This window comes from Frigoribacterium sp. PhB160 (genome assembly GCF_003751785.1).
Lineage (GTDB): Bacteria > Actinomycetota > Actinomycetes > Actinomycetales > Microbacteriaceae > Frigoribacterium.
In genome coordinates this window covers 155,822-177,037 of sequence record NZ_RKIE01000001.1, presented here as the reverse complement: position 1 = coordinate 177,037, position 21,216 = coordinate 155,822, and the positions used below count along the sequence as shown (strand labels likewise).

At 65.5% G+C, this 21,216-nt stretch carries 27 protein-coding genes and 1 tRNA gene; 7 read left to right on the top strand and 21 right to left on the bottom strand.

What is annotated here, in order from left to right; genetic code table 11:
* Window positions 1-28: 28 nt before the first annotated feature.
* From EDF38_RS00810 to EDF38_RS00800, 3 genes are all read right to left on the bottom strand, one after another.
* On the bottom strand, window positions 29-817 hold the full coding sequence (locus EDF38_RS00810; protein ID WP_123354926.1) for an SCO1664 family protein: 789 nt from the start codon (window positions 815-817) through the stop codon (window positions 29-31).
* A gap of 67 nt (window positions 818-884) precedes the next feature.
* On the bottom strand, window positions 885-1,553 hold the full coding sequence (locus tag EDF38_RS00805; RefSeq protein WP_123354925.1) for a DUF3090 domain-containing protein: 669 nt from the start codon (window positions 1,551-1,553) through the stop codon (window positions 885-887).
* Between the two features lie 101 nt (window positions 1,554-1,654).
* Complete coding sequence (locus EDF38_RS00800; protein WP_123353518.1) at window positions 1,655-2,341, bottom strand: histidine phosphatase family protein; 687 nt, start codon at window positions 2,339-2,341, stop codon at window positions 1,655-1,657.
* 159 nt (window positions 2,342-2,500) lie between these two features.
* On the opposite strand from EDF38_RS00800, the gene arfB reads away from it, so the two are divergent.
* Window positions 2,501-2,923: an alternative ribosome rescue aminoacyl-tRNA hydrolase ArfB gene (arfB, locus tag EDF38_RS00795; protein WP_123353517.1), complete on the top strand. Its 423-nt coding sequence runs from the start codon at window positions 2,501-2,503 to the stop codon at window positions 2,921-2,923.
* A 184-nt stretch (window positions 2,924-3,107) separates the two neighbouring features.
* Here the strand turns inward: arfB and EDF38_RS15685 are convergent, their stop codons facing one another.
* On the bottom strand, window positions 3,108-4,397 hold the full coding sequence (locus EDF38_RS15685) for a hypothetical protein (protein ID WP_148061415.1): 1,290 nt from the start codon (window positions 4,395-4,397) through the stop codon (window positions 3,108-3,110).
* A 351-nt stretch (window positions 4,398-4,748) separates the two neighbouring features.
* Between EDF38_RS15685 and EDF38_RS00785 the strand changes: the two genes are divergently transcribed.
* Window positions 4,749-5,234 carry a hypothetical protein gene (locus EDF38_RS00785; RefSeq protein ID WP_123353515.1) on the top strand — a complete coding sequence of 162 codons (486 nt, stop codon included), beginning with the start codon at window positions 4,749-4,751 and terminating at the stop codon, window positions 5,232-5,234.
* Between the two features lie 52 nt (window positions 5,235-5,286).
* On the top strand, window positions 5,287-5,871 hold the full coding sequence (locus EDF38_RS00780; RefSeq protein ID WP_123353514.1) for a GntR family transcriptional regulator: 585 nt from the start codon (window positions 5,287-5,289) through the stop codon (window positions 5,869-5,871).
* A 290-nt stretch (window positions 5,872-6,161) separates the two neighbouring features.
* Here the strand turns inward: EDF38_RS00780 and EDF38_RS00775 are convergent, their stop codons facing one another.
* The 3 genes from EDF38_RS00775 to EDF38_RS00765 form a co-directional block, all read right to left on the bottom strand.
* Window positions 6,162-6,752: a hypothetical protein gene (locus EDF38_RS00775; RefSeq protein ID WP_123353513.1), complete on the bottom strand. Its 591-nt coding sequence runs from the start codon at window positions 6,750-6,752 to the stop codon at window positions 6,162-6,164.
* A gap of 118 nt (window positions 6,753-6,870) precedes the next feature.
* On the bottom strand, window positions 6,871-8,592 hold the full coding sequence (locus tag EDF38_RS00770) for a hypothetical protein (protein ID WP_123353512.1): 1,722 nt from the start codon (window positions 8,590-8,592) through the stop codon (window positions 6,871-6,873).
* A gap of 72 nt (window positions 8,593-8,664) precedes the next feature.
* A complete protein-coding gene (locus EDF38_RS00765; RefSeq protein WP_123353511.1) occupies window positions 8,665-11,346 on the bottom strand; it encodes a phage tail tape measure protein in 2,682 nt (893 codons plus the stop codon).
* 116 nt (window positions 11,347-11,462) lie between these two features.
* Between EDF38_RS00765 and EDF38_RS00760 the strand changes: the two genes are divergently transcribed.
* Complete coding sequence (locus EDF38_RS00760; RefSeq protein ID WP_123353510.1) at window positions 11,463-11,867, top strand: hypothetical protein; 405 nt, start codon at window positions 11,463-11,465, stop codon at window positions 11,865-11,867.
* Between the two features lie 244 nt (window positions 11,868-12,111).
* Here the strand turns inward: EDF38_RS00760 and EDF38_RS00755 are convergent, their stop codons facing one another.
* The 4 genes from EDF38_RS00755 to EDF38_RS16360 all read right to left on the bottom strand — a co-directional run bounded on the left by EDF38_RS00755 (window position 12,112) and on the right by EDF38_RS16360 (window position 13,764).
* On the bottom strand, window positions 12,112-12,483 hold the full coding sequence (locus EDF38_RS00755; RefSeq protein WP_199734540.1) for a terminase: 372 nt from the start codon (window positions 12,481-12,483) through the stop codon (window positions 12,112-12,114).
* Window positions 12,484-12,602: 119 nt separating this feature from the next.
* A complete protein-coding gene (locus EDF38_RS16365) occupies window positions 12,603-12,917 on the bottom strand; it encodes an HNH endonuclease signature motif containing protein (protein ID WP_123353508.1) in 315 nt (104 codons plus the stop codon).
* Entirely contained in the window at window positions 12,892-13,497 is a 606-nt protein-coding gene (locus tag EDF38_RS00745) for a hypothetical protein (RefSeq protein ID WP_123353507.1), read from the bottom strand. The genes EDF38_RS16365 and EDF38_RS00745 overlap by 26 nt, the downstream gene beginning before the upstream one ends.
* Before the next feature lie 105 nt (window positions 13,498-13,602).
* Window positions 13,603-13,764, bottom strand: coding sequence for a helix-turn-helix domain-containing protein (locus tag EDF38_RS16360; RefSeq protein WP_370275611.1), 162 nt, complete (start codon window positions 13,762-13,764; stop codon window positions 13,603-13,605).
* A gap of 276 nt (window positions 13,765-14,040) precedes the next feature.
* Between EDF38_RS16360 and EDF38_RS15680 the strand changes: the two genes are divergently transcribed.
* A complete protein-coding gene (locus EDF38_RS15680) occupies window positions 14,041-14,433 on the top strand; it encodes a hypothetical protein (RefSeq protein ID WP_148061414.1) in 393 nt (130 codons plus the stop codon).
* A gap of 37 nt (window positions 14,434-14,470) precedes the next feature.
* On the opposite strand, the gene EDF38_RS00735 is transcribed toward EDF38_RS15680, so the two are convergent.
* From EDF38_RS00735 to EDF38_RS00710, 7 genes are all read right to left on the bottom strand, one after another.
* Window positions 14,471-14,752: a hypothetical protein gene (locus tag EDF38_RS00735; RefSeq protein ID WP_123353505.1), complete on the bottom strand. Its 282-nt coding sequence runs from the start codon at window positions 14,750-14,752 to the stop codon at window positions 14,471-14,473.
* Window positions 14,749-14,874: a hypothetical protein gene (locus tag EDF38_RS16285; protein WP_255409836.1), complete on the bottom strand. Its 126-nt coding sequence runs from the start codon at window positions 14,872-14,874 to the stop codon at window positions 14,749-14,751. Before EDF38_RS16285 ends, EDF38_RS00735 begins: the two co-directional genes overlap by 4 nt.
* A 188-nt stretch (window positions 14,875-15,062) precedes the next feature.
* Window positions 15,063-15,701, bottom strand: a complete 639-nt coding sequence (locus EDF38_RS00725; RefSeq protein ID WP_148061413.1) for a hypothetical protein — start codon at window positions 15,699-15,701, stop codon at window positions 15,063-15,065.
* Between the two features lie 48 nt (window positions 15,702-15,749).
* On the bottom strand, window positions 15,750-15,929 hold the full coding sequence (locus EDF38_RS00720) for a hypothetical protein (RefSeq protein WP_123353502.1): 180 nt from the start codon (window positions 15,927-15,929) through the stop codon (window positions 15,750-15,752).
* Complete coding sequence (locus EDF38_RS15785; RefSeq protein ID WP_158613286.1) at window positions 15,929-16,099, bottom strand: hypothetical protein; 171 nt, start codon at window positions 16,097-16,099, stop codon at window positions 15,929-15,931. The genes EDF38_RS00720 and EDF38_RS15785 overlap by 1 nt, the downstream gene beginning before the upstream one ends.
* Window positions 16,096-16,632 (bottom strand): helix-turn-helix transcriptional regulator, encoded by a 537-nt coding sequence (locus tag EDF38_RS00715; RefSeq protein ID WP_148061412.1) that lies wholly within the window; start codon window positions 16,630-16,632, stop codon window positions 16,096-16,098. The genes EDF38_RS15785 and EDF38_RS00715 overlap by 4 nt, the downstream gene beginning before the upstream one ends.
* A 191-nt stretch (window positions 16,633-16,823) precedes the next feature.
* Complete coding sequence (locus EDF38_RS00710; RefSeq protein ID WP_123353500.1) at window positions 16,824-17,021, bottom strand: AlpA family transcriptional regulator; 198 nt, start codon at window positions 17,019-17,021, stop codon at window positions 16,824-16,826.
* A gap of 131 nt (window positions 17,022-17,152) precedes the next feature.
* Here EDF38_RS00710 and EDF38_RS00705 point away from each other — a divergent pair, with 131 nt between their 5' ends.
* Window positions 17,153-17,689, top strand: coding sequence for a helix-turn-helix domain-containing protein (locus EDF38_RS00705; RefSeq protein WP_158613285.1), 537 nt, complete (start codon window positions 17,153-17,155; stop codon window positions 17,687-17,689).
* Window positions 17,689-18,789, top strand: coding sequence for a tyrosine-type recombinase/integrase (locus EDF38_RS00700; RefSeq protein ID WP_123353498.1), 1,101 nt, complete (start codon window positions 17,689-17,691; stop codon window positions 18,787-18,789). The genes EDF38_RS00705 and EDF38_RS00700 overlap by 1 nt, the downstream gene beginning before the upstream one ends.
* A gap of 50 nt (window positions 18,790-18,839) precedes the next feature.
* On the opposite strand, the gene EDF38_RS00695 is transcribed toward EDF38_RS00700, so the two are convergent.
* The 3 genes from EDF38_RS00695 to serS all read right to left on the bottom strand — a co-directional run bounded on the left by EDF38_RS00695 (window position 18,840) and on the right by serS (window position 21,182).
* A tRNA-Ser gene (locus tag EDF38_RS00695) sits at window positions 18,840-18,924 on the bottom strand.
* Between the two features lie 156 nt (window positions 18,925-19,080).
* On the bottom strand, window positions 19,081-19,920 hold the full coding sequence (locus EDF38_RS00690; protein WP_233572093.1) for an HAD family hydrolase: 840 nt from the start codon (window positions 19,918-19,920) through the stop codon (window positions 19,081-19,083).
* A complete protein-coding gene (gene serS, locus EDF38_RS00685) occupies window positions 19,917-21,182 on the bottom strand; it encodes a serine--tRNA ligase (protein ID WP_123353497.1) in 1,266 nt (421 codons plus the stop codon). The genes EDF38_RS00690 and serS overlap by 4 nt, the downstream gene beginning before the upstream one ends.
* Between the last annotated feature and the right edge of the window lie 34 nt (window positions 21,183-21,216).

Sequence of the window (21,216 nt, the reverse complement as noted above, 5' to 3'; positions counted from 1 at the left end):
GCGGTGCGGGTCGTGCCGCCGGCCTCGCCTAGAACAACGGCCAGGGCACGGCGGGCATGTGGCCGCGGGGCGCCGGGAAGCGGGCCGCCGACCGCAGCTGGTCGCAGCGCGCCGCCAGCGCCGAGACCTCGAGCGGGGAGACGTGGGCGAGCAGCGCCTCCCCCAGGTCGCCGGCGAGGTCGGCCGCGACGCGGTCGAGCCCCTCGAGCTCGTCGTCGCGCAGCGGCTCGCCGAGCCAGCCCCAGAGCACCGTGCGCAGCTTGTGCTCGACGTGGAAGGTGAGGCCGTGGTCGACGCCGTGCCGGTGCCCGTTCGGCAGGGCGAGCACGTGGCCGCCCTTGCGGTCGGCGTTGTTGACGACGACGTCGAAGACGGCCATTCGGCGCAGGGCGGTGCTGTCTTCGTGGATCAGGGTGACGGGCAGGTCGCGCTCGTCGGTGCCGTCGAGGACGGTGCACCAGCCCTCCTCGGGCACCTCGTCGGAGGAGACCAGGTCGACGGCGTCGGCGTCGGGGTCGACGTCCTGCCAGAGCTGCACCATGCCGGGGCCGAGCGGGCCGTCGCGGAGCCACGTGCGCGGCACGACGCTCCAGCCGAACGACTCGGAGACGAGGTGCGCGGCGACCTCGCGGCCGGCGAGCGTGCCGTCGGGGAAGTCCCAGAGGGGTGCCTCGCCGGCGACGGGCTTGTAGACGACGACGGTCGTGCCGATCCGCCCGAGGAACGTGTCGTTCGAGGCGACCGCGATGCGGCCCTCGAGGACGAGCTCGCCGTCGAGGAGGTCGTCGGCAGCGACGTCGCCCTCGGCTGCCGGCACGGCCGTCGGCTCGGCCGTCGTCGCGTCGTCGGGCGGCCCCGCGGGGTCGGGCCTCGTCACGTCGGCGTCAGACGTCGTGGCCGGGCACGACGTGCTCGTGCCCCTCGGGGTCGATCGGGGTGCCGCAGATCGGGCAGATCGGGCGGCCGGCGCCGACGATCTCGAGGGTGCGGGCGGCGAAGGCGCGGGCCGTGCCGACCGGGATCCGCACGCGCAGGATCTCGGGCGCCTCGACGATCTCGACGTCGGCCTCGACGGCCTCGACCTCCACGTCGGCGTCGTCGAGGTCGAGCGCGCGGAGGGCGTCGAGCACGGCGTCGCTGGGCGAGCCCGTGGCCGTGTCGGCCCCGACGACGTCGTCGAAGGGGTCGTCGTCGTCGACCTCGATGATCGGGAAGGCCTCGATGACGACCTGGGCCGTCGTCGGGTCCCAGCCGAGGCTCATGGCGCCGGTGCGGAACTCGGGCTCGACGGGCTGGTCGAGCGGCTCGTTGTCGACGAGCTCGAGCGGGATGGAGGACGGGATGCTCAGGGCGTCGCCCGCCCGGGTGGCCAGCTCGTCGAGGATCTCGTCGATCTTCTCGGCGAGCACGGCCGACTGCTGCTTCTCGAGGCCGACGCTGACGACGCGGGCGCCGTCGCGGACCTGCAGGTAGAACTCACGCTGGCCGGGTCGACCGATCGTGCCGACGACGATGCGGTCGGGCCAGTCGAATCCGTGGACGATGGTGGGCATGCCGGCCATCCTACGAGCGGGTCGGGGGCGGTGTTCAGGTCGTTCGCGGTCTCACGGCCGGAGGCGCGGAGGGCGTGCCGGGGCCGGTGCGGCCACGGGGCTCACGCGTGCCCCGCGCCTCCCCCGACGGCCGCGTCAGCGGCGGGCTCGGCGGCTCGCAGCCACGACAGGTCGCCCGAGTCGGTGTTGGAGGCGACGACCTCGGGCCGCGCCGTGCCGTACCGGACGATCGAGACCGAGGCCGGGCCGACGGCGATGCGCTGGAAGAGGTCGAGGTGCATGCCGAGGGCGTCGGCGAGCACCGACTTGATGATGTCGCCGTGGCTGACCGCGACCCAGACGGCGCCCGGGCCGTGCTCGGCCTCGACGGCCGCGTCGTGGCGACGGATCGCCGCGACCGCCCGTGACTGCATGGTCGCCATCGACTCGCCGCCCGGGAACGTCACGGCCGAGGGCTGCCCCTGCACCGTGGCCCAGAGCGGCTCGGTGCTGAGCTCCTTCAGCGTGCGGCCCTGCCAGTCGCCGTAGTCGCACTCGGTGATGCCGTCGTCGACCGGGGTGACGGGCGAGCCCTCTTGTCGGTCGAGGATGAGCTGCGCCGTCTGGCGGCAGCGCTCGAGGGGGCTCGAGACGACGGCGACGAGCGGCACCGCGGCGAGGCGCTCGCCCGTGCGCTCGGCCTGGGCGCGCCCGACGTCGTCGAGCTCGACGCCGGGGGTGCGCCCGGCGAGGACGCCGCTCGCGTTCGCGGTGGTGCGGCCGTGCCGCACGAGGATCACTGTGGCCATGCCGCGAGCCTAGACACGTCCCCCGACAGTCCTGGGCCGGGGCGCGCCTCCTGCCCTCGGCGGTGGGACCGGTCTCCACGTCTCGTCGCCCGCGATCGCCGACGCCGACGATCCGTGGACGCTCGACGACTCGATCGGCAGGCATGCGAGTCTTGACGCATGGACCTGGTCGTGACGCGTGCGCTCACGATCCCCGCGGTCGAGCTGGGCTGGCGGTTCTCGCGGTCGTCGGGGCCGGGCGGGCAGCACGTGAACACGTCCGACAGCCGCGTGCAGCTGTCGTGGGACGTCGCCCGCGCCGAGAGCCTGTCGGAGGCGCAGCGCGAGCGGCTGCTCACCCGCCTCGACGGTCGGCTGGTGGCGGGCGTGCTGACGGTGACGTCGTCCGAGCAGCGGTCGCAGCTGCGCAACCGCGAGACGGCCCTCGCGAAGCTCGCCGAGATCGTCGCCGCCGGCCTCGCGCCGGACGCCGCGCCTCGCCGGCCCACCCGGCGCACCCGCGGCTCGGACCGTCGTCGCCTCACCGCGAAGACCGAGCGCTCGGCCACGAAGAAGCAGCGCCGACGCCCGACCGACGACTAGCCGGTCACGCGCCCGGTGGCGGAGGGCGTGGGATTCGAACCCTGCCCAGCGCCTAGCGGCTACACAGTGGGCTACTGAGAGAACGGCACTTACAAGCTTTTTGGCCACCTTTCGCAAACTTTGACTTACTAGGGCCGCGCTCACATGTGGGCAAATTGTGGGCACGGAACTGAGGCTGCCTTGCCTAGCTCGGACGCGTCTCGGTGAATGCGTCCGGGAGGTACTGCCGGAGCTCGCCGGCTTGCGGAAGGAAAACCTGCAAGGGCGGCAGTTCGTCGATCAGTTTGTGGCCTTGAACGTTGGACCTTCCTTGGCCCAGCCAGGTGGCCGCGATGTCTCGCTGCTCCGGACTCATCTCAGGCATGCGCTGTTCGAGGGCATCTAGGAACTTGGACAGCTCCTGGTCGGCCCTCCATTCCTCTGCCTTCGAGGCGATGAAAGTCTGAATTTGAACGGCCCGGTGCTTGGCCTTAGCGGCATCCATGGCCGCTTCCCACCTCGACTGACGCTCGAGCAGACGCACCTGTCGCTGCTTCTCGGCTCGCCTCGCGTCCTGGCCACCAACTTCGATGGTGACGAAGACCTCCGGCAAGATGTCCTCGATAGAGCGCTGCCGTGTCTCCCGCAGCTTTTGACCTTGGTACGGCGTCCCGGGGCCATCGATGCGCAATTCGAGCTTGCCCGTAGACACGAATTCATAGCCGCGATTTTGGACCCACGCTGGCTGCTTGTACTTCGCGGGGTACTCCAGCTTCGCCCCGCCCGTTCCTGAGATCTCACGCACGGCAATGGGGAAATTGTGGTCCTGTGCGGTAATCACCAGGTGCCCTGCCCCAAGGCTCACCTGGTGGCCGCGAAGGAATGTCTCCCGGTCCTGTGCCCGGTAGCCCCGCTGCTCGGCTTCCTTGGCAATGGCGTCGTACACACGTGCCGCGCGATCCATCGACCCTTTCGATACGTAGCTGGCATCAGGGTTTGACTTGAACGCCTTGACTACAGGGTGTGGGTTGCGCAGGCGGGCCGCAATAGGCACCGGCTTAGGTTGGATCAGCTCGCGCGGGAACTCGGTCAAGTACACCTCGACAACGCGAGCACGGAACCATGGCCCCTCGCTTCTCGTCTCGAGCTTCTGACCGTGTGGCCGGCTTGGGCTGTGCAGCGAGTTCTCGACGAGTGCGTTGTAGTTCGTCGTGTCGTCTTCGCTAATGAGAAGCGAACCGCCAGCAGCAAGGACCCTTGCGAAGAGATCGGCGCTGACGTTTGGCGGTGGGTTCCGTGGCAAGTCAGCAAGCCGCTTGTGCCCATCGCTCGTCAACGCTGCCGACCACGTCGATCCCTGCCCAGATATAACGACCAACCCGCGATTAGCGAGGCCCCGCGCAGAGATGCGATGCGCGTAATCGCCCTCGGGGTATGCATTGGGGTCCGCCCCGGCATCGACCCATTTCAGGACGGTGACCTGCTTCTCGTTCAAATAGTCGTCACGGTGAGGCATATGAGTAGTCAATCGGAGCGAACAGCCCGGACCAATCCCCGGTCGATGTTCCGTGTGTGAAAACGGTCTATCCCAGGTGGTATTTGGTGGTCGCGGGAGAGGGGACCACCAATGACAGGCCCAGTACTGGGGCGTCGACACCAAATGAGCTAAACCGTAGTGTCCCTCATGTATGTGGACCGAGATGAGGACGCCTTGAAAACGAGTGCCCGTGGGGTTCGCAGTCAGGTCAAGGCACGCCTTACGCACTTGGGAACCAGCAGGAACGCCGTTGTAGCCTGCTGTGTTGCCGTCGCCCTTGTCGTCGGCGGTTTGGCGGGCGCTGGAATCGTGGCCAGCGCCACGCCGGTTGCCACAGAGACGCCCGAGTACGCAGCCCTGCAGGGGCGGCTTGATCGCACCGCCTCGGCCAAGGACGACGACATCGATGAGTTGCGCGAGCAGGTGAGCGAACTGCGCGTCGCCAAGGGCAAGCTCGAGGAGGCGGCGAATGAAGTCGAGAAGGCGCAGGCCGCTGCGGACGCGCGTGAAGTCGAGCTTGTTGCTCGCGAACAGGCCGTGGGGACGGCGGAAGCCGCTAAGAAAGCTAACGAATTCGGTTCGGGTGTGCACCTCGTAGGTACCGACATCCAGCCCGGCCAATATCGGAACACGGGATCCGATGATTGCTACTGGGCGAGATTAAGAGGCACGTCCGGAGACTTTAGCGACCTTATTGCCAACGATCTGCCATCGGGCCCAGCGGTAGTTTCGATCCTGCCGGGCGATGTCGCGTTCAGTTCTGAGCGCTGCGGCACCTGGACCAAGATCGGTTGAAACTTAAGCATTCGCTTGACATATTAGACACTGCAATGCTTATGATCAGCGCATGCCAGTACCCACTCGGGAAGAAACCACCGGACCTCGCCGCCTTCTCCGCGACGTCGTCTACGACCAGATCCTCGCCGCCATCGTCGACGGCACGCTCGAGCCCGGAGAGCGACTGAACGACAGTGAGCTGTCGGCTTGGTTGGGTGCGTCTCGTACGCCCATCCGCGAGGCCATCGCGCAGCTCGCGAGCTACGGCCTCGTCGAGATCGAGGCCAACAGGTTCACGCGTGTCGCGTCTCTCGATGATGACCTCTACGCCGAAGCCAGCCAGTTCCTCGCAGGCATCCATAGCCTCGGCCGGCAATGGGGTCTTGGCAACTTGAGCGCTGCGGATCGGAAGCAGATAAGGCACGACCTCAAGGCTGTGCGTAAGGCTGCAGCCGCACGGGACCTGAAGGCACCGGGACTGTTCCTCGATGTGCAGGGCCACCTTGTTCGCGCCAGCGGGAACGCACTCATGGTCGGCACGGAGGAGCCACTGCGAACTCGAGTCAAGTTCCTAAGCCCTCGGGACGCTTCCGCCTTCGACTGGAAGGCCCTCGTGGCGTCGGCGGAAGAGCTGCAGAATGCTTGCGAGGAGTAAAAACTTCGGCCTCCCCCTCGACGTGACCTGCGGGCCAGTCTCCGCGAACAAACCAGCCGGTATGTCCGTTGAGCGTCACACTGACGTGGCGATCTCGACCGTGCCGCGGCAAGTCGGTCCGAAGCTGGCTTGCCGCGTGCGGGACAACGGTGGTCGGCCTTAGCGTCTGACCCATGGCCGTCCAACCCGACAAACGCAGCCACGGACAATGGCAACTCGACAACGGCCGCCACCACTACTGAGAGTGGTGGCGGCCGATAGAGGCTTGTCGTTTCGCGCGTGCAGGAGAGCTATTTGCGCACGATCCAGATGCGTTCCGAGGTCGCGGTCGACTTCAGGCTGGGGTCCGAGACGCTGCTCTTGTTCTCAAACCGCGCCTTGTACAGCTTGCCCTTTACGGGCAGCGAGTCAACTGTGATCGGGTACGAAAGCAGCGAGGATTCGCCCGGGGCGACGTCCTTGTAGACGACCATCGTTCGGCGGACGTACGGGCCTTGCTGACCGATGTAGCGAGCACCAAACTGCGTGCCCCAATTCGTCGTCGGACCCTCGATGTACGCGGGCACGTCAGGAGTGTCGAAGATGTCGTCACCGATGGTCACGAAGTCCATGCGCATGGCCCAGTACGAGTCGCTGCCGTTGTTGGCCATTCGCGCCCGGACGTGAATGGTGTCGCCCTCGGCGAGTTCGTAGACAGGCTCTCGAATACCGTCCACGGTGCGGTAGTAGGAGGGCTTCTCTTGGACGCGGGAGATGGTGGCCTTGATCGATGGTCCCGTTTCGGCGGCTTGAGCGGGTGTGCCGGCGAGGAGCAAGGTCACTGCCATGGTCGAGGCCGCCAGGGCGGCGAAGTTGCGTCGGGTCGTAACTGCCAGGGACATCGGTGTCAGCCTCTCGTCGGGTTTCCCCAAGCCTAGATAAGCGCTGCCTGGTGCGCCCAGGCACGACCGTCGAACGGGCCTGGGGCTCAGCACGACGCTGAGCCCCAAGAACTATCGCTCAGCTCGTCGAGAGGGAGGTGATGAGCTGCAGGCCGTTGAACTCTGCCTGCGTGTAACTGGTCTGCAGGTAGCCAGTCGCCGTCACTGTGAATTCGAATGTGCCCGCCGTGTTGCCCTGAGGGGTGGCAATAACACTGCTGCCGGACGACGCGATGGTGAAAACGAATGCCGGAGTCGTGCCGTCTGTGATCGCCGAAACTGATCCTGCCGTGCGCAGATTCTGCACGCTCTTGTTGGTGCCGTTCGAGGCCGCAGTGAACTCATAGCGCCCCACGAAGTTCGCGGTGGTGTTCTTCACTACTACGGTCACCAGCCCGACGAAGGTCGTCTCGGAAGGGTTGTCGCCCGCGGACCGAAGGACACCAACTGTTGTAGCCGTTCCCTGAGCGACGGTCTTCGTGAGGTTGATGGTCGTCTCGTAGTTGTCTGCAAAGGGCTGACTGCGCGCGCTCGAGTACATCCCCTTGATGGACACAACACCGTTTCGGCTGCCGCGCGGCATCTGGGTGATGGTCAGCCGTGGGACGACGGTCACGGTCGAGGCGACGAAAATGCGCGCGATGTCGTTGGTAACGAGTGGGCCGTTGCCCATGGAGTCGCCCCGGTAGACGTTTCGGGCGCTGTCGCCAATAAGACGGATGACGTTCGAGTCGGTGATGGTGATGTTGCCTGCGTTGCCGTCACCGCTGATGCCGATTCCATGATGGGTGCACTCTTCGACAATGTTCGCGTCGATGAGGATGGCGGCGGTCAGAGACGTGGAGCTGGTCACGAGCCGGATGGCGGGTACCTGCAGGTTCTGGCCGCACCAGGCGAGGGTGTTGCCGACCACGTTCGCGTCTGTAACCCGATCAAGGAAGATGCCAGAGCGTCCAGCCTCAAAGATCTGGTTGGTTCCGATCTTGAGGAAGTTGGAGCGAGGTCCGAAGTAGATCGAGTCTTCCTTCTGGTTCCGTCGGCTGAGATCGGTCGAGTCCCGTCCAACGTGGAACAGGGTGTTTCCGTGGACGTCGAAACCATCCGCCCCACCGACCCACACATGCGAGACGTACGCGAGCCGCACGACGTTCTCGTTGAACTTCGAGTCGGCGTGGGTGTCCCACGTGTTCGCACCTTTCAAGGGGGCGTAGAGGCCGTAGTCGACGTTGGTCATCTGGTTGTGATGCACGTCGATTGTCTTGTTCTGCTGCCCCGTGGTGTCGGCCCAACTGTCGAGATGCACGGCCTTGGGCATGTCACGGAACCGGCACGACATGATCTCGATCGAAGCCCCAGCCACGACACGGATGCCGTTCTCCCCACGGTTGACGGACGCGTTTAGGGGGCGGAAACCCATGTTGAAGACAACGGAATGGAATCGAAGCTGCTGTCCGGTTGCCGGGGGCTGGAACACGAGCTGACCCTCGACGAGGGAACCCGGTCCCGTGACGCAGATGAACGGCGACTGCACCGTGATGGTGCCTTTGATGGCTCCGTAGGGGATCGAGATCCATACCCGCGTTTCGCCCACTACAAGCTTTTCCGCCGCCGCTACGGCCCGATCGATGGCGTTCTGGGAGGACGGGGCAATTGCAGGGTCCGTCATTGAGCTGACATCGGTTGCGCCGTAGTCGTAGACGTTGATGTCGGCTTTTCGGGGGAAGCGGGCCTGCAGTTCGTCGAGAACAATGTCGGGCAGCTTGCCGGTCTGGCTGTCTGCTCCTACAAGTCGCATGACCATGTGATTTCTCCTTCTGGATGGTACGAAAAAGGGCGCACCCGGTTGGGTGCGCCCTCGAGGGGTGGAAGCGGCTCAGCGGACCTGTCGGCCCATCCGGTTAGACAGGCTCGCGGCCTGGTCGGCCCGGTCGATCCGCACGTCCACGTACTTGAGCAGGTCGATGCCGCCCTTCGACTGAATCGAGACATTGATCTGCGGGGCAGGGGCCGTCGCGGCTGAATAGGCCGCAGCCTGCCCGTAGGTGTAGTGCTTGATCCCGACCGGACCGCCCTTCGCGTATCTGGGGAACGTTCCAGCGGCGAGGCTGGCTCGCATTGCGTAGACGCCGGACTGTCCTCCCAGACGGCTCACGTCCTTGTCCGTGAGGACGTGCTCACCAGGGGCGAGCATGGCGACAACGGAGTCACGCCCGACCGGGCCGGGGCCCTGCACTGCCCCGCCGGCGGCGTACGCGGCCCCGACGACACCTCGAGCTGCATCCGTCTCGCGCACAACCTGATTGATCACGATGTCGCGCTGACCCGGAATGTTCCGAATCGCAGAAGCAACCTGATAGGCCTTGTCGATCGCGTTCTGAGCACCGGAGAGGTTCACTGCCGTTGCGATGTTGCTCGGGATGAGCCCCAGGCGGTCCGCGTAGTCCTCCGCAGCCTGCCCGGTGATACCGAGTGCCCCGAGAGCCTCAATGAGCTTCTTACGGCCCACAGAGAGCGCCGCAGAGGCTTTCTCCTGCGAACCTGTCTGAGCCAGCGTCGCACTCGAGAGCCCCAGGGCAGACTGTGCAATCTGGTCGAGAGCTGCCTCGTTCTCACGCCCCGCCGCGGTGGTCACGTCCAGGCTCTGCCCGTTCTCTTTCACCGAGTCAGTCAGCCCGTCGACGGCTGCCTCGAAGTCGCGAGTAGCCGAGTTCACGTCGAGCTGCGCAGAACCGAAACCTTCAATCGTTGCCTTAAGGTCGTCAATCTCTGCCCCAGCATCTGCACTAGCTGCCTGCACCTGCGAGAGCCCATCAGCGGTGTTCGCCATGCCCTCGCCCGCTTCGTCACCAGCTTTCTTCAGATCCTCGAACTTGGTCGGGGCATTCTCGACTGACTGCCGTAGATCCTGAATGGATCGGCCAGCAAGATCCGACTTCAGGGCCAGGCCGTTGAACACGTTTCCAGCGGTGTTGAGGTCACCAATTTTCAATTGCACTTCCTCGAGTGCGTCGCCGCCCTCGAGGATCGCGTCAGTGAGTTCCTTCTGGCCCACACCGGCTTTCTTCGCCGTGTCGAAAATGCCCTCGTCGGACAGCTTCCGAGCGATAGACGCACGGGTGTACTGGGTAGTCGCACCAGTCGCCTCGTCGAGCGTGTCAGCCAGCTCAGCGGTAGTCGCCGCCACCTTCGCCTGCTGCCCCACGAGAGTCCCCACCGCGACCGCAGCCAGGCCGATAGCGCCACCGATTGCGACGGTCGCCGCGGCTGCCCGGCCGGCGGAAATGCCGAGGGTGTCGAGGGAGGCCTTGAACGCAATCACCTTGGGTACGGCCAGGAGAGCGCCACCACCGACGATGCCCACAGCTGCCCCCACAGTTGCGATGGCAAGCCCCGCATTCAGGACGGGCTGAGGGGCACCACCAACGGCGTCCACCAGGAACGTCACGCCCTGGGTGACCTCACGCAGAACGTCGTTTGCACCAGACCCACCCTGGATCAGAGCTGTATCGAACGCGCCCCCGAGCTTCTCGATATCGCCCGCCAGGTTGTCCATCTTGATCCGGGCCGTCTCGGCGGCATAACCGCTGTCGTTGGTCTGGTCGATGTACTTCTGAATGCCCTGAGCACCGTTCGTGTACAGGACATTCGCTGCCCGCACTGCGTCAGAGCCAAAGATGATTTTCGACGTCGCCGCCTGCTGCTCGGGAGACAGGTCGCGGAGTGCGTTCTGGTACACCCCGGCGAACTCGGAGATCCCGATGAAATTGCCCTGAGCGTCAAACGCGGAGATCCCGAGCCGTTCCATCTCCCGGGCCGCTTCCTTCGACGACGGGGTAAGCGCCTGCAGGGCCGTCTTGAGCGACGTACCAGCGTCAGAACCGAGCAGACCCTGATCAGCGAAAGCCGCCAGGACACCGGTCGTTTCCTCGATGCTCAGCCCGGTCTGATTCGCGACCAGACCCGCCTGACCCAGAGCTGCGGCCATGTCGGACACGTCACCGACAGCTTTGCCCGCACCGGCTGCAAGGAGGTCGGCCACGTGCGAGGCCTTGTCGCCCTCGAGCCCGAATTGCTTCATGGCAATCGCGGTCGTCTGCGCGGCGTCAGCGACGCTCTGCCCGCCGGCGGCGGCGAGGTCGAGGGCGCCCGCCAGACCACCGCTGAGGATCTCGGCAGTCGAGAGCCCCGCCTTAGCAAGTTCCTCGATCGCGCCGGCGGCTTCGGTAGCCGAGAAAGCGGTCGCCCCGCCCGCGTCGATCGCCGCCTGTCGGAGCAGGCCCATGTTCGCTTCGGTCTCGTGCGTCGCCGCCTGAATGGCGGACATGGCCTGGTCGAACTCAGCGAACTTAGCCACGGCCAAACCGACCCCCGCGGCCATGACGGCCCCAGCGGCAAACATGGTCTTGCCGAGGGTGTCGATGCCCTCGCGGCGCTGCGCGAGCTGCTGCGCTGCGTCGCCCGTCTGACGGGTGGAACGGGCCGCACGTTCCATTCCAGCGACGTACGAGCTGACTTCTGCGACCAGGCTTACGCGGGTCGTCCTGTTGGCTGCCATTGGTGCCTCCTAAGGGCTGTGCGCCTGTTCCGGGCGCTGAAAAGGACCCGCGACATTGGCGGGTCCTTGATTTGCTGAATTCTCAGGTTTGGATTAGATGGCGATACTTTGACGACATGGACTTCACGCCCGCCGTGGCCTCGCTTGTGGCGGGCCTCCTCCTTACGACGTTTCTCGTCTATGCCCTCCTCGACTCCGTCGCAGGTAGAAAGGGCGTACCAATATGGCTGTTCATGGTGTTCCTGATGGCGTTGCTCGGCGTCATTGTTGCCTACGTGCTTTTAGTCGCCAACGACATCACGATCAGTGGACGGGACGGCATTGTGCTGTACTGCGCTTCCGGCGCAGCGGTGGGGCTAGCCCTGAGCCAAGTGGCCTTAGAGGCCTGGAGAAGGCGCAGGGACTTCAACACGCCCCCATCGACCCGGGGGGCACCAACGCCACCCCTCCAGCCCATGACGTTTCGTTCGTACGCGGTCGCGGTTGCCGTCCTCACCCTCGCGTTTATGCGGAGGCGCTAGGCCTCGAGCTGCGTCACGGTGACTCGTACGCGATCCTCGCGAATGACACCTAGGCGTATGGCATGCGTTTCGGACACCACGCGCAACCAGAGTTCAACATCGGAGTGAAGGAGATCTTGACGACGGCAGTAAGTTCTCACTGCTTCTCGCCATTCGGTGACTCCCAGCGGCCACGCTGCCGGCTCGAAGGTGGCAACCCAGGCCGGCACGTCGAGACCCGTGCGGGCTGGACGACGGCGCACCATTAGCGCGTGGCGCTACCGCGGTAAAAGCCACGGACGCCAGCAGTTTTTGGCAACACGTCATCTTCAAGCGGCGGGATCCCAAGGGTGTACAGGAGACGTGCAAGCGCAAGTCGCTGCTGCCGACTCTCGCCAATGGCTGGATGCACGCGGCTGCCTTGTGACGACGAGATCATCACGCCATCACTAGCCACCGCCTGATCGAGCTGCACAATGCGGTCTCGAGTCCGGCAAGCCTCTTCGAGGATCGCCAGCTCGTGCTGCGCCCACTCAAATGCCTCCGGATCCGTCGATGCGTCCCAAAGCTTGCGCCCAGCGGCGTTGAGGTTGCGAGGCGTCGGAGGGGGCATTTGGGGTGAGTTCGTTTCGCTCACTTCGTTGTCCTTTCAGGGTAATCAGCGCCCAAGGGTCGGTCATTTCAGGGTGACGGGCAGAAGCGACGACGCCCCGGTGGTACTCCGCTTGGATGCGGCTAGGGCGTGGGGGGTGGGGGTCACCAAGTTCGACTGGTCGGGTAGTCGAAGCGGGAACGTCGACCTTCTCCATTGCCTCGCGCGCTATTGCAAGAGGCGCAGACCGCCCGGAGGTTACTGATCCGCAGCGGTTCTCCGCCGTGGCTGGTCGCGAGAATGTGGTCAAGGGTGAAAGCGCGTGGCTTGCCGGCTGGTGCGTTGTAGTCGATGGGCTGGTGGCAGAGCGCGCAGGCTCTGCCCTCCCTCTGCCACTGTGCTTTGAGCTGGGCACGCAGCCGGTTCCAGGCACTGCCACTGGCAGGCAATGGATTACTCCTCTGCGGTGGCCATGCCATTGATCGCAGAGTCGCTCAGTGCAGCGATCTCGGTCGGCTTCTGCACGGCGAACATCGTGTCGTTGAACATGCTCTGGAAGTCGTTGGGTGCGCTCAGCCCCCACAGCTCGACGACGTCCTTCTCGAGCGCCGGGCTTGCTTCGATGCACTGATTAATGGTGCCCACCTCGCCCAGCTCAAAGGCTCGAGCGAGGACTGCCTTGCCGAGGATGGTGTCACCGCTGAGGTTGGCAGTGCGGAGGATGGGGAGAAGATCTGCTTGATCCTTCACTCCTGCAACTCGGTCCATGGCGTCGCGGTAGCTGATGGTGTCGGTGCTCAGCGCGCCGGACTTGAGGCCGAAAAGGTCACGCTCGAGGGTGGACCGTCGTTCCGCGCGGCCTGTGTCGTAGGTTGCGCCGAGCGCTTCGAGTGCGGGCTTAGTTGTCGCGTAAAGCTTGGCGATCGCGTGCTGCTTACCCTGGGGGCTGAGTCGGTTGTCTGCGCGGATGGTGTCCGCGCGGCGGTGGAATTCGGTCTTGGTCTTCTCTGCCTGCTCGTGAAGAGAGCTGGCGTAGGTGGGTGCGGGGCTAGCGGGCATGGGGGAACCTCCTGGTTCTGCCGAGACGTGCTGTCGATCAGCTACGTCTAGGTTCTCCCGACTGCCGCTAGCCCCGCTGCTTGTATGCCACATGTGGCAGTTTTACTAGGTCGGTTTTGCGTACCGCTTCACTGAGGCGAGGCTGATGATCCATCTGCCCTCAATAAGGCGCCCCTCGAGCCGCCCCTTCTCGCATGCGTCTCGGACGCCCCGGGTCGACAAGTGGAGCAGGGTGGCCGCTTGACGGGTGGTGACTGTCGTTGCCATCTGAGCTCGGGCGGGTTGATCGTCTGCTACGGGGTCGGGCGGCATGTAAGCCAGCGCGGCTCGTTGCAGGCTATTCAGGACGTCGTAGACCTCCCTGTCCCCCGTAGGTCGGACTTGGAGGCGCAGCTTGTCCAACGGTGTGTGGCGCTTGAGAAACGCAGCCACACGCGCCGGCACAATGACGACCGGCCCGTCGTCGCCGTGAAGGTACGCATCCGGAGCTTTCACCTCGCCCCCTTGCTAACAGTCCTGAGAACGCTGCCGACAGTCGACTCCGTGACTTCATCCACCTGCGCGACACTCGCCGGGGTCTTCCCAGTCCTGCTTCTCACAGTCATCCTGGAAGCCCGGAACGTGCACCTGGGCATCCGGGCCCGCAGTTTGTTCGTGTACGTCATGTCTGCGGCGCTCGGCTTTGGCTTCTTCGGTCTCATCCTTGCCGTGCTGGGGGTCCAACTCGACGGACTGAGAGCGCCAGCCTTGGCCGTATTCGCGTGGATGTGCTTCGTGGGAATCGTCCTGACCGCCGCCCTGTTTCTGCTGTTCCTCGCCGCATCCTTCGACGCCGAGGCCGACGAGGCCGCCGCGCACCAAGCCATGGTCGACAAGCTCAGCGAGACCCGCTTCGGGCGGCTCAGGTTGCGGTGGGGAGCCGCGCGGACATCGTGATGCCAGGCTGACATCGCCTTTCCGTTGTGCCCCCGGCTCACTTCTCACCCTTCTCAGATGTGGTCCAGGGATCGGCAATGCCCTTGAACACGTCGCTGATGAGCTGCTCTGCATTCTTGAAGTCGCTCTCCACCCCCTCCGCCACCAAGTTCACGAGATTGGCCACCAAGATGTTGACTACGCGAAACATCGGTCTCGTCGGATCGGAAGTGGCAAGTGCGTCCTGGTAGACGGCCTCGAACCCGGCGCGATCGTCAGCGTGTAGCGCGGCCAGAAACCGCTCAACGTATGCGGTGGCTTCCTCAAAGCTGTGGGTCATAGGTTCCTGCCTTTCAGGCGGTAAGTGATGCTCTTGCCCGAGCGCGACGCTTGCGGCTCGGCGATGTGCAGGAGGTACTGCAGGACGGCGTGCGCCACCGCCGGCTGCAGGTTCATGGTCACGGGCTGGTTGGACACCTCAGGAACCGCGGACGGGATGACCGTCCGTGGCCCCGTGATGCACCAATCGGTGACCGGGTCTCCCCGCTCGAGTAGGCGCGCGACAGCATCGAACGTCGGATCTCGGTGAGGGAGGACAGCGCGACCGAAGTCTGAAAGCGCCGAGTCGAAAACATCTGGCCTGTCCGCCATCAAGCGACCCGAGCCCTTCGAGCCTTAACGTGAGCGGCATCCTGCCTAAAACAGACATCTCCCGGGAAATCAGCCGCCAGAGCGTCGAGGCACACCCGACACTTCTTCCCAGATGGGATAGCCACCGTCTCCCACAACGGTTCTCCCTGGATCGAGACTTCTCCGGTCTCCTCGTTCAGAGAAACCTCGTCGTTCACGTCGCCTGTGCCTCTGCCTTTGCCTTTGCCTTCGCCTACGTGCGGGCGCACCTCACTCGTCACGTCACCAGTCACGTCACGCGTAACGGACTCGTCGGTGAACCCGACCGACTTGGCGAGCTTGGCCCGCTCCTTCTCGCGGTACCGGCGAGAACGCCCACGAGCATTCGCCCTGTACGTCTCGACCTGGATCGCGAGCGACTGCCCAAGAGCGCCATCCCAGTCGACGAGCTGCATGCCCTTGTTGCCGTCCGCATCACGGGTCTTCTCCCACAAACCTGCTTCAGACAGCTCCCATTCAGCCTGGATGTCCGAGCCGTCTGGGTGGAGGCGCTTGCTGTAGCGGTCGGGAATGAACCCGTCTGTCCCGTTCTCGGCGGACCACATGAGAGCGCCCGTGAAGATCCGCCAAGCCTTGTCCGAGAGGTTGTCGAACTTCATGGAGCTGACCCACTCGCCGCGAAGTCGCGCATCAGTCATAAAGCCTCCTTACGGCCACTCGGGACGCGCGTCAGCACGTTCGACACGACCGGCCGCGGACAGCAACTCGATCGACAACCGGCGAGCCTCGGATGCGGTCAGGTGCTCGGTGATGTTGCAGGTCGCGTGCTGTGCGATGAGCACGACCGTCTGAGCGTCGCAGTTCATGCCGGTCTTCACCTGCGCCATCAGCAGCCAGCTCGCAGGGCAGCCACGGTGGCCGTGGCACGGTCGTAGCAGGCACGACGGACGGCCTGAGGAGCCTGGTCGAAGTTGGCCTCGAAACCGCCGACGCGAACGGGCTCGAGCTCGTAGAAGGCGCGGGCGACGTCGTGCTCCAGGGGCTGCTTGTGCTTCATCGTCCGGCCTCCTCGTTCAGCTGGCCGGCGAGCTGGAATGCTCCGGTGACGGTGGCGGTGTACTCGGCCCAGGCTTCGCAGGTGGTGCCGGGGTCGGTGTCGGTCTCGAAGGCGGTCCAGACGCCCCACGTCGTGTGCGGCGCGAACAGGGTGACCTGCACCTGCCACTCGTCTCGGTTGTCCTCGAACGCCGTGTGGGTGACGCTCTCGCCGCGGTAGTAGTCGATCCTGCTGACGACGTGCCCAAGGCCGAACAGGTTGCAGCCCGGGGTCACGCAGTCGATGTGGATGGTCGGGTGCGGACGGTAGGTGATGGCCCGCGTGATGCGCTGGTACATGGTGCGTGAGAGCGGCAGGGTGCCGTCCTCAAGTGCGGTCAGGTAGGTGACGGTGATGTCGAGCTCACGGGCGAGCTGTTCCGCGGGGAGGTCGAACTCCTCGCGGAGCGACACCATCCACTCCCGGTCGACCTCCGGACGGGGGGCTGTTGCATTGTCAGCGGTCTCGGCCACACTGGTCTTAACGTTGTTCATGATCGTTCCTCCTGTAGGGGTTCCGGTCTGGCCGTCACTGGGTTGCACCCCAGTGGCGGCTTTCTTCTTGGTGCAGGTGAGTAGGGCAACCGCCTCTCTCACGCTGGGTGCTTCGACTTCGCATCCGTCGTTGCACCACGCAGACGCCTGCTCCTCGTCCTCCGGGGCCACTCCCCCGGCAAGTGCGTGCGTCACGCCGACGCTCGCGTGCTCGTCTGGACACTGTCGGCTAGCCACTTGTCGAGGTCGCTCCGGCGGTAGATGACCTTCCGCGGAGTCGGCTTGAGAAATACCGGCCCTGTTCCCTTGAACCTCAGCTGCGCCAGCAAGGCCTTTGTCATGCCCGGGATGTAAGCGGCCGCCTGCTCGCCGTCCAGGTACTCGTCCATATCTGCTCCTGTCTCTGCCAGAGACGCGTTGTCTCTGTGAAACACAGTACCCCGCATTGGGGGCTGTGTCTAGGAGAATGAAAGTGGTCCGGGGAAACACAAAAGGGACGCACACCATCTACGATCAGGACATGAGCGAACGAGCATCCGCAGGATTCGGGCGACGCCTCGCGAAGTACAGGAAGCTGGCTGGACTTAGTGCCCGCGAGCTGAGTGAGGCCCTTGGCGGCGAGATGAGCCGTGGTGTCATCGCGAACATTGAGAGTGGCCGCAAAACCGACATAACGATCGATCAGCTTATCGCTCTGGCATGGGCGCTTGATGTGCCGCCCGTCGTTTTGGCCCTACCTGTAGACGAACCGTATCGAGCAGTCCGAACGGTGTCCTCCCCCGGTGAACTGGTGGCAGTCAGATCCTGGGCCCTAGCCAAATGGTTTGAGGGAAAAGACGAACCCGGGGGCATTGGCAGCCCCGACCCCACGCCCGCGGGCGCATTCACGCGCGAGATGATGTCAGCCATCGCGGAATACTTCCGCACGGAAGACGGTGCGGCACGCAGCCCAGAAGGAACCGAGGACAGGCACGTGCGTGAGCTCGAACTACGGGGCCAGGCACACACGCTGAGGCAGCTCAAAGTCGACATGACTCCGCATTTCATGGCGGACTGATGGGCAGCATCACGCCTTACGAATCGGCAGCCGGCAAGCGGTACCGCGTCCGGTATCGCACGCCCGAACGAAAGCAGACAGATAAGCGTGGCTTCAAAACAAAGCGCGAGGCCGAGCTGTTCCTTGCCTCTATTGAGGTCGCTAAGGCGCGCGGGGAGTTCGTGCAGCCTGCCGACGCACGGGAGACCATTGGCGCTCTGGGGCCGCCGTGGCTATCGAACCAATCACATCTAAAACCGTCGTCACTTCGGCCCCTCGAGATTGCATGGCGGCTGTATGTCGAGCCAAGGTGGGGTGCACGGAAGGTCAGCGAGATCCGCCACAGCGACGTCCAGACGTGGATAAGCGACCTGTCACGGGAGCGCGGCGCTACCACCGTCCTCCGCGTCTACGGGGTTCTGGCAGGCATCCTTGATGTTGCGGTTAAGGACCGCCGGCTACTGAGCAACCCGGCTAGAGGCATCAACCTCCCCCGCAAGACGAAGAAAGAACACGTCTATCTCACGCATGACCAGGTGTCAGCCCTGGCTATAGCTGCCGGCGATCGCGGTACCTTGGTCCTGACGCTCGCCTACTGCGGTCTCCGCTGGGGTGAGGCCGTGGGTCTGCGGGTCAAGGACCTCGACATGCTCCGGCGTCGAATCAACGTGACGGTCAACGCCGTCGAGGTCGGTGACCGAATCGAGGTCGGGACACCCAAGACGCACAAGCGCCGTAGCGTCCCATTCCCGGCCCTGCTGACCTTCCCCCTTGCTCAGCAGTGCGAAGGCAAATCTGGGGATGATCTGCTGTTCGGAAATCGGCACGGGTCGCACGAGCGCCGGTCTCATAATGACCACGGTTGGTTCCCTGCCGCCGTCAGGCTTGCCGGCCTCCCCGCCATGACGCCGCACACGCTCCGACACACAGCTGCGAGCCTTGCTGTCAGCGCAGGGGCGAACGTCAAAGCAGTACAACGGATGCTCGGTCACGCATCGGCGTCAATGACCTTGGACGTCTATTCCGACCTGTTCGACGACGACCTGGACGCGGTTGCAGAACGTTTGGATGAGGGCTTGGCGCACACAGTTGTGGGCAAAATGTGGGCAGAACGCTCATAAGGACGAGCCAGACCCCCGATATCGGGGGTATTCAGGGGGCCTGGCTTTTGCGGAGGGCGTGGGATTCGAACCCACGAGACATCTCTGCCCACTTGTTTTCAAGACAAGCTCCATCGGCCGCTCGGACAGCCCTCCCGGCATGCCCGACCGAGGCCGCGCATCCCGGGCCGAGTCTAACGGAGGAGGCGCGGCCGCCACCGGCGGACAGCTCCCGCCCCCGAGACCCCCGCCTCGCCGCACGGCACCGCGTCCCGTGCACGACACTGCCGCAGCCGCGACCGCGGCCGACGGCTACAGCGTCGCGAGCGCCGTCGCGAGGCCGTCGTCGAGGTCGGTGCCGGTGCGCTCGTTGGCGACCTCGAGCACGTCGTCGGGCGCCTGGCCCATGGCGACTCCGCGGCCCTCGACGGAGGCCCACCGCAGCATGTCGATGTCGTTGCGACCGTCGCCCGCCGCGAGCACGCGGCTGCGCGGCACGTCGACCCACTCCCGCACGCGCTCGAGCGCCGTGGCCTTCGTCACGCCGTCGGGGGCGATGTCGAGCCAGGCCGTCCAGCCGACGTTGTAGTTGACCTTCGAGAGGCCCATGCGCTCGACGACCTCGAGGAAGTCCTCGGTGTCGTGGTCGGGCGAGACCACGACGACGCGGGTCGCGGGGTGCTCGAACAGGGCCTCGAACTCGACCTTCTCGCCGTTGCCCGCCGCCTCGATCGCGGGGAACGAGCCGCAGTACCGCAGCATGCCGTTCCGGTCCTCGACGGCGTAGCCGCCGGCGGAGAGGTTCGAGCGGATCGTCGTCAGCACCTCGGTGGCGTCGAACTCTTCGACGTGCACCTGGCTGTAGCCCGTCGGCGAGGACGGGTCGCGGCCGAGCGTCACGGCGCCGTTCGCCGTCACGACGTAGTCGGAGACGAGCCCGAGGCGCTCCATGACCGGCAAGGTCATCGAGGCCGACCGCCCCGTGGCGATCATGACCTGGTGCCCCTCGGCGGCGAGCCGGGTGATCTGCTCGGCGACCGCGTCGCCGATGGCGCCGCTCTCTTGCATGATCGTGCCGTCGACGTCGAGGCAGACGAGCCACTGCTCGTCGGGCGTCACGGCCCGGTCGGGCACCACGGGTCCGTCGCTCACGCGACCGGCTCGATGACCTCGAGGCCGCCCAGGTACGGACGGAGCGCCTCCGGCACGACGACCGAGCCGTCGGCCTGCTGGTGCGTCTCGAGGATGGCGACGAGCCAGCGGGTCGTAGCGAGGGTGCCGTTCAGCGTCGCGACGGGCGCGGTCTTGCCGCTCTCGGTGCGGTAGCGGATGTCGAGGCGGCGGGCCTGGAACGTCGTGCAGTTCGAGGTGCTGCTGAGCTCGCGGTAGGTGCCCTGCGTCGGCACCCAGGCCTCGATGTCGAACTTGCGGGCCGCGCTCGAGCCGAGGTCGCCGGCCGCGACGTCGATGACGCGGTAGTTCAGGCCGAGCGACTGCATCATCTCCTCCTGGAAGGAGACGAGGCGGTCGTGCTCGGCCTCGGCCTGGTCGGGGTGGACGTAGCTGAACATCTCGAGCTTGTTGAACTGGTGCACGCGGAGGATGCCGCGGTTGTCCTTGCCGGCGGCGCCGGCCTCGCGGCGGTAGCAGGTCGACCAGCCGGCGTAGCGGATCGGCCCGGCCTCGACGTCGAGGATCTCGTCGGCGTGGTACCCGGCGAGCGCCACCTCGCTCGTGCCCGTGAGGTAGAGGTCGTCGGCGGGCAGGTGGTAGACCTCGTCGGCGTGCGAGCCCAGGAACCCGGTGCCCGCCATGACCTCGGGGCGGACGAGCGTCGGCGTGATCAGCGGCACGAAGTCGTTCTGCAGCGCGAGGTCGAGCGCCATGTTCATGATGCCGAGCTCGAGGCGCGCCCCGATGCCGCGGAGGAAGTAGAAGCGCGAGCCCGACACCTTCGTGCCGCGCTTGATGTCGATGGCGCCGAGCTTCTCGCCGAGGTCGGCGTGGTCGAGCGGCTCGAAGTCGAAGGTCGGGCGGGTGCCGACCTCGCGCAGGGTGACGAAGTTCTCCTCGCCGCCCGAGGGCACGCCCTCGACCACGAGGTTGCCGAGCGAGCGGAGGGCGGCGTCGGAGACCGCGTCGGCCTCGGTCGACGCGGCCTGCGCCTCCTTCACGCGACCCGCGAGCTGCTGGGCCTGCTGCACGAGCGCGGCCTTCTCCTCCTTCGGCGCCTTGGCGACGGTCTTGCCGAAGGCGTTCTGCTCGGCGCGCAGCTCTTCGAAGGCCGTGATGGCGGCACGTCGGGCGGCGTCGGCGGCGACCGCGTCGTCGACGAGCGACTCGGAGTCGCCCCGCGCACGCTGGCTCGCCTTGAGGAGGTCGGGGTCGTCGCGGAGCAGCTGGGGATCGATCACCCGTCCATCCTAGGGACCGCGTCCGACGGCGGGT

Excerpts from the sequence above, each read along its gene's own strand:
- arfB (WP_123353517.1), top strand. The coding sequence starts at position 2,501 with ATGGACCTGGTCGTGACGCGTGCGCTCACGATCCCCGCGGTCGAGCTG.
- EDF38_RS16365 (WP_123353508.1), bottom strand. The coding sequence starts at position 12,917 with ATGGCATGGCCACCGCAGAGGAGTAATCCATTGCCTGCCAGTGGCAGT.
- EDF38_RS00720 (WP_123353502.1), bottom strand. The coding sequence starts at position 15,929 with ATGGCGCAGGTGAAGACCGGCATGAACTGCGACGCTCAGACGGTCGTG.
- EDF38_RS00710 (WP_123353500.1), bottom strand. The coding sequence starts at position 17,021 with ATGGACGAGTACCTGGACGGCGAGCAGGCGGCCGCTTACATCCCGGGC.
- EDF38_RS00700 (WP_123353498.1), top strand. The coding sequence starts at position 17,689 with ATGGGCAGCATCACGCCTTACGAATCGGCAGCCGGCAAGCGGTACCGC.
- EDF38_RS00725 (WP_148061413.1), bottom strand. The coding sequence starts at position 15,701 with ATGAAGTTCGACAACCTCTCGGACAAGGCTTGGCGGATCTTCACGGGC.
- EDF38_RS15785 (WP_158613286.1), bottom strand. The coding sequence starts at position 16,099 with ATGAAGCACAAGCAGCCCCTGGAGCACGACGTCGCCCGCGCCTTCTAC.
- EDF38_RS00705 (WP_158613285.1), top strand. The coding sequence starts at position 17,153 with ATGAGCGAACGAGCATCCGCAGGATTCGGGCGACGCCTCGCGAAGTAC.
- EDF38_RS00760 (WP_123353510.1), top strand. The coding sequence starts at position 11,463 with ATGGACTTCACGCCCGCCGTGGCCTCGCTTGTGGCGGGCCTCCTCCTT.
- EDF38_RS00745 (WP_123353507.1), bottom strand. The coding sequence starts at position 13,497 with ATGCCCGCTAGCCCCGCACCCACCTACGCCAGCTCTCTTCACGAGCAG.
- EDF38_RS16360 (WP_370275611.1), bottom strand. The coding sequence starts at position 13,764 with ATGGCAACGACAGTCACCACCCGTCAAGCGGCCACCCTGCTCCACTTG.
- EDF38_RS00805 (WP_123354925.1), bottom strand. The coding sequence starts at position 1,553 with ATGCCCACCATCGTCCACGGATTCGACTGGCCCGACCGCATCGTCGTC.
- EDF38_RS00765 (WP_123353511.1), bottom strand. The coding sequence starts at position 11,346 with ATGGCAGCCAACAGGACGACCCGCGTAAGCCTGGTCGCAGAAGTCAGC.
- EDF38_RS00735 (WP_123353505.1), bottom strand. The coding sequence starts at position 14,752 with ATGACCCACAGCTTTGAGGAAGCCACCGCATACGTTGAGCGGTTTCTG.
- EDF38_RS00715 (WP_148061412.1), bottom strand. The coding sequence starts at position 16,632 with ATGAACAACGTTAAGACCAGTGTGGCCGAGACCGCTGACAATGCAACA.
- EDF38_RS00775 (WP_123353513.1), bottom strand. The coding sequence starts at position 6,752 with ATGTCCCTGGCAGTTACGACCCGACGCAACTTCGCCGCCCTGGCGGCC.
- EDF38_RS00770 (WP_123353512.1), bottom strand. The coding sequence starts at position 8,592 with ATGGTCATGCGACTTGTAGGAGCAGACAGCCAGACCGGCAAGCTGCCC.
- EDF38_RS00780 (WP_123353514.1), top strand. The coding sequence starts at position 5,287 with ATGCCAGTACCCACTCGGGAAGAAACCACCGGACCTCGCCGCCTTCTC.
- EDF38_RS00800 (WP_123353518.1), bottom strand. The coding sequence starts at position 2,341 with ATGGCCACAGTGATCCTCGTGCGGCACGGCCGCACCACCGCGAACGCG.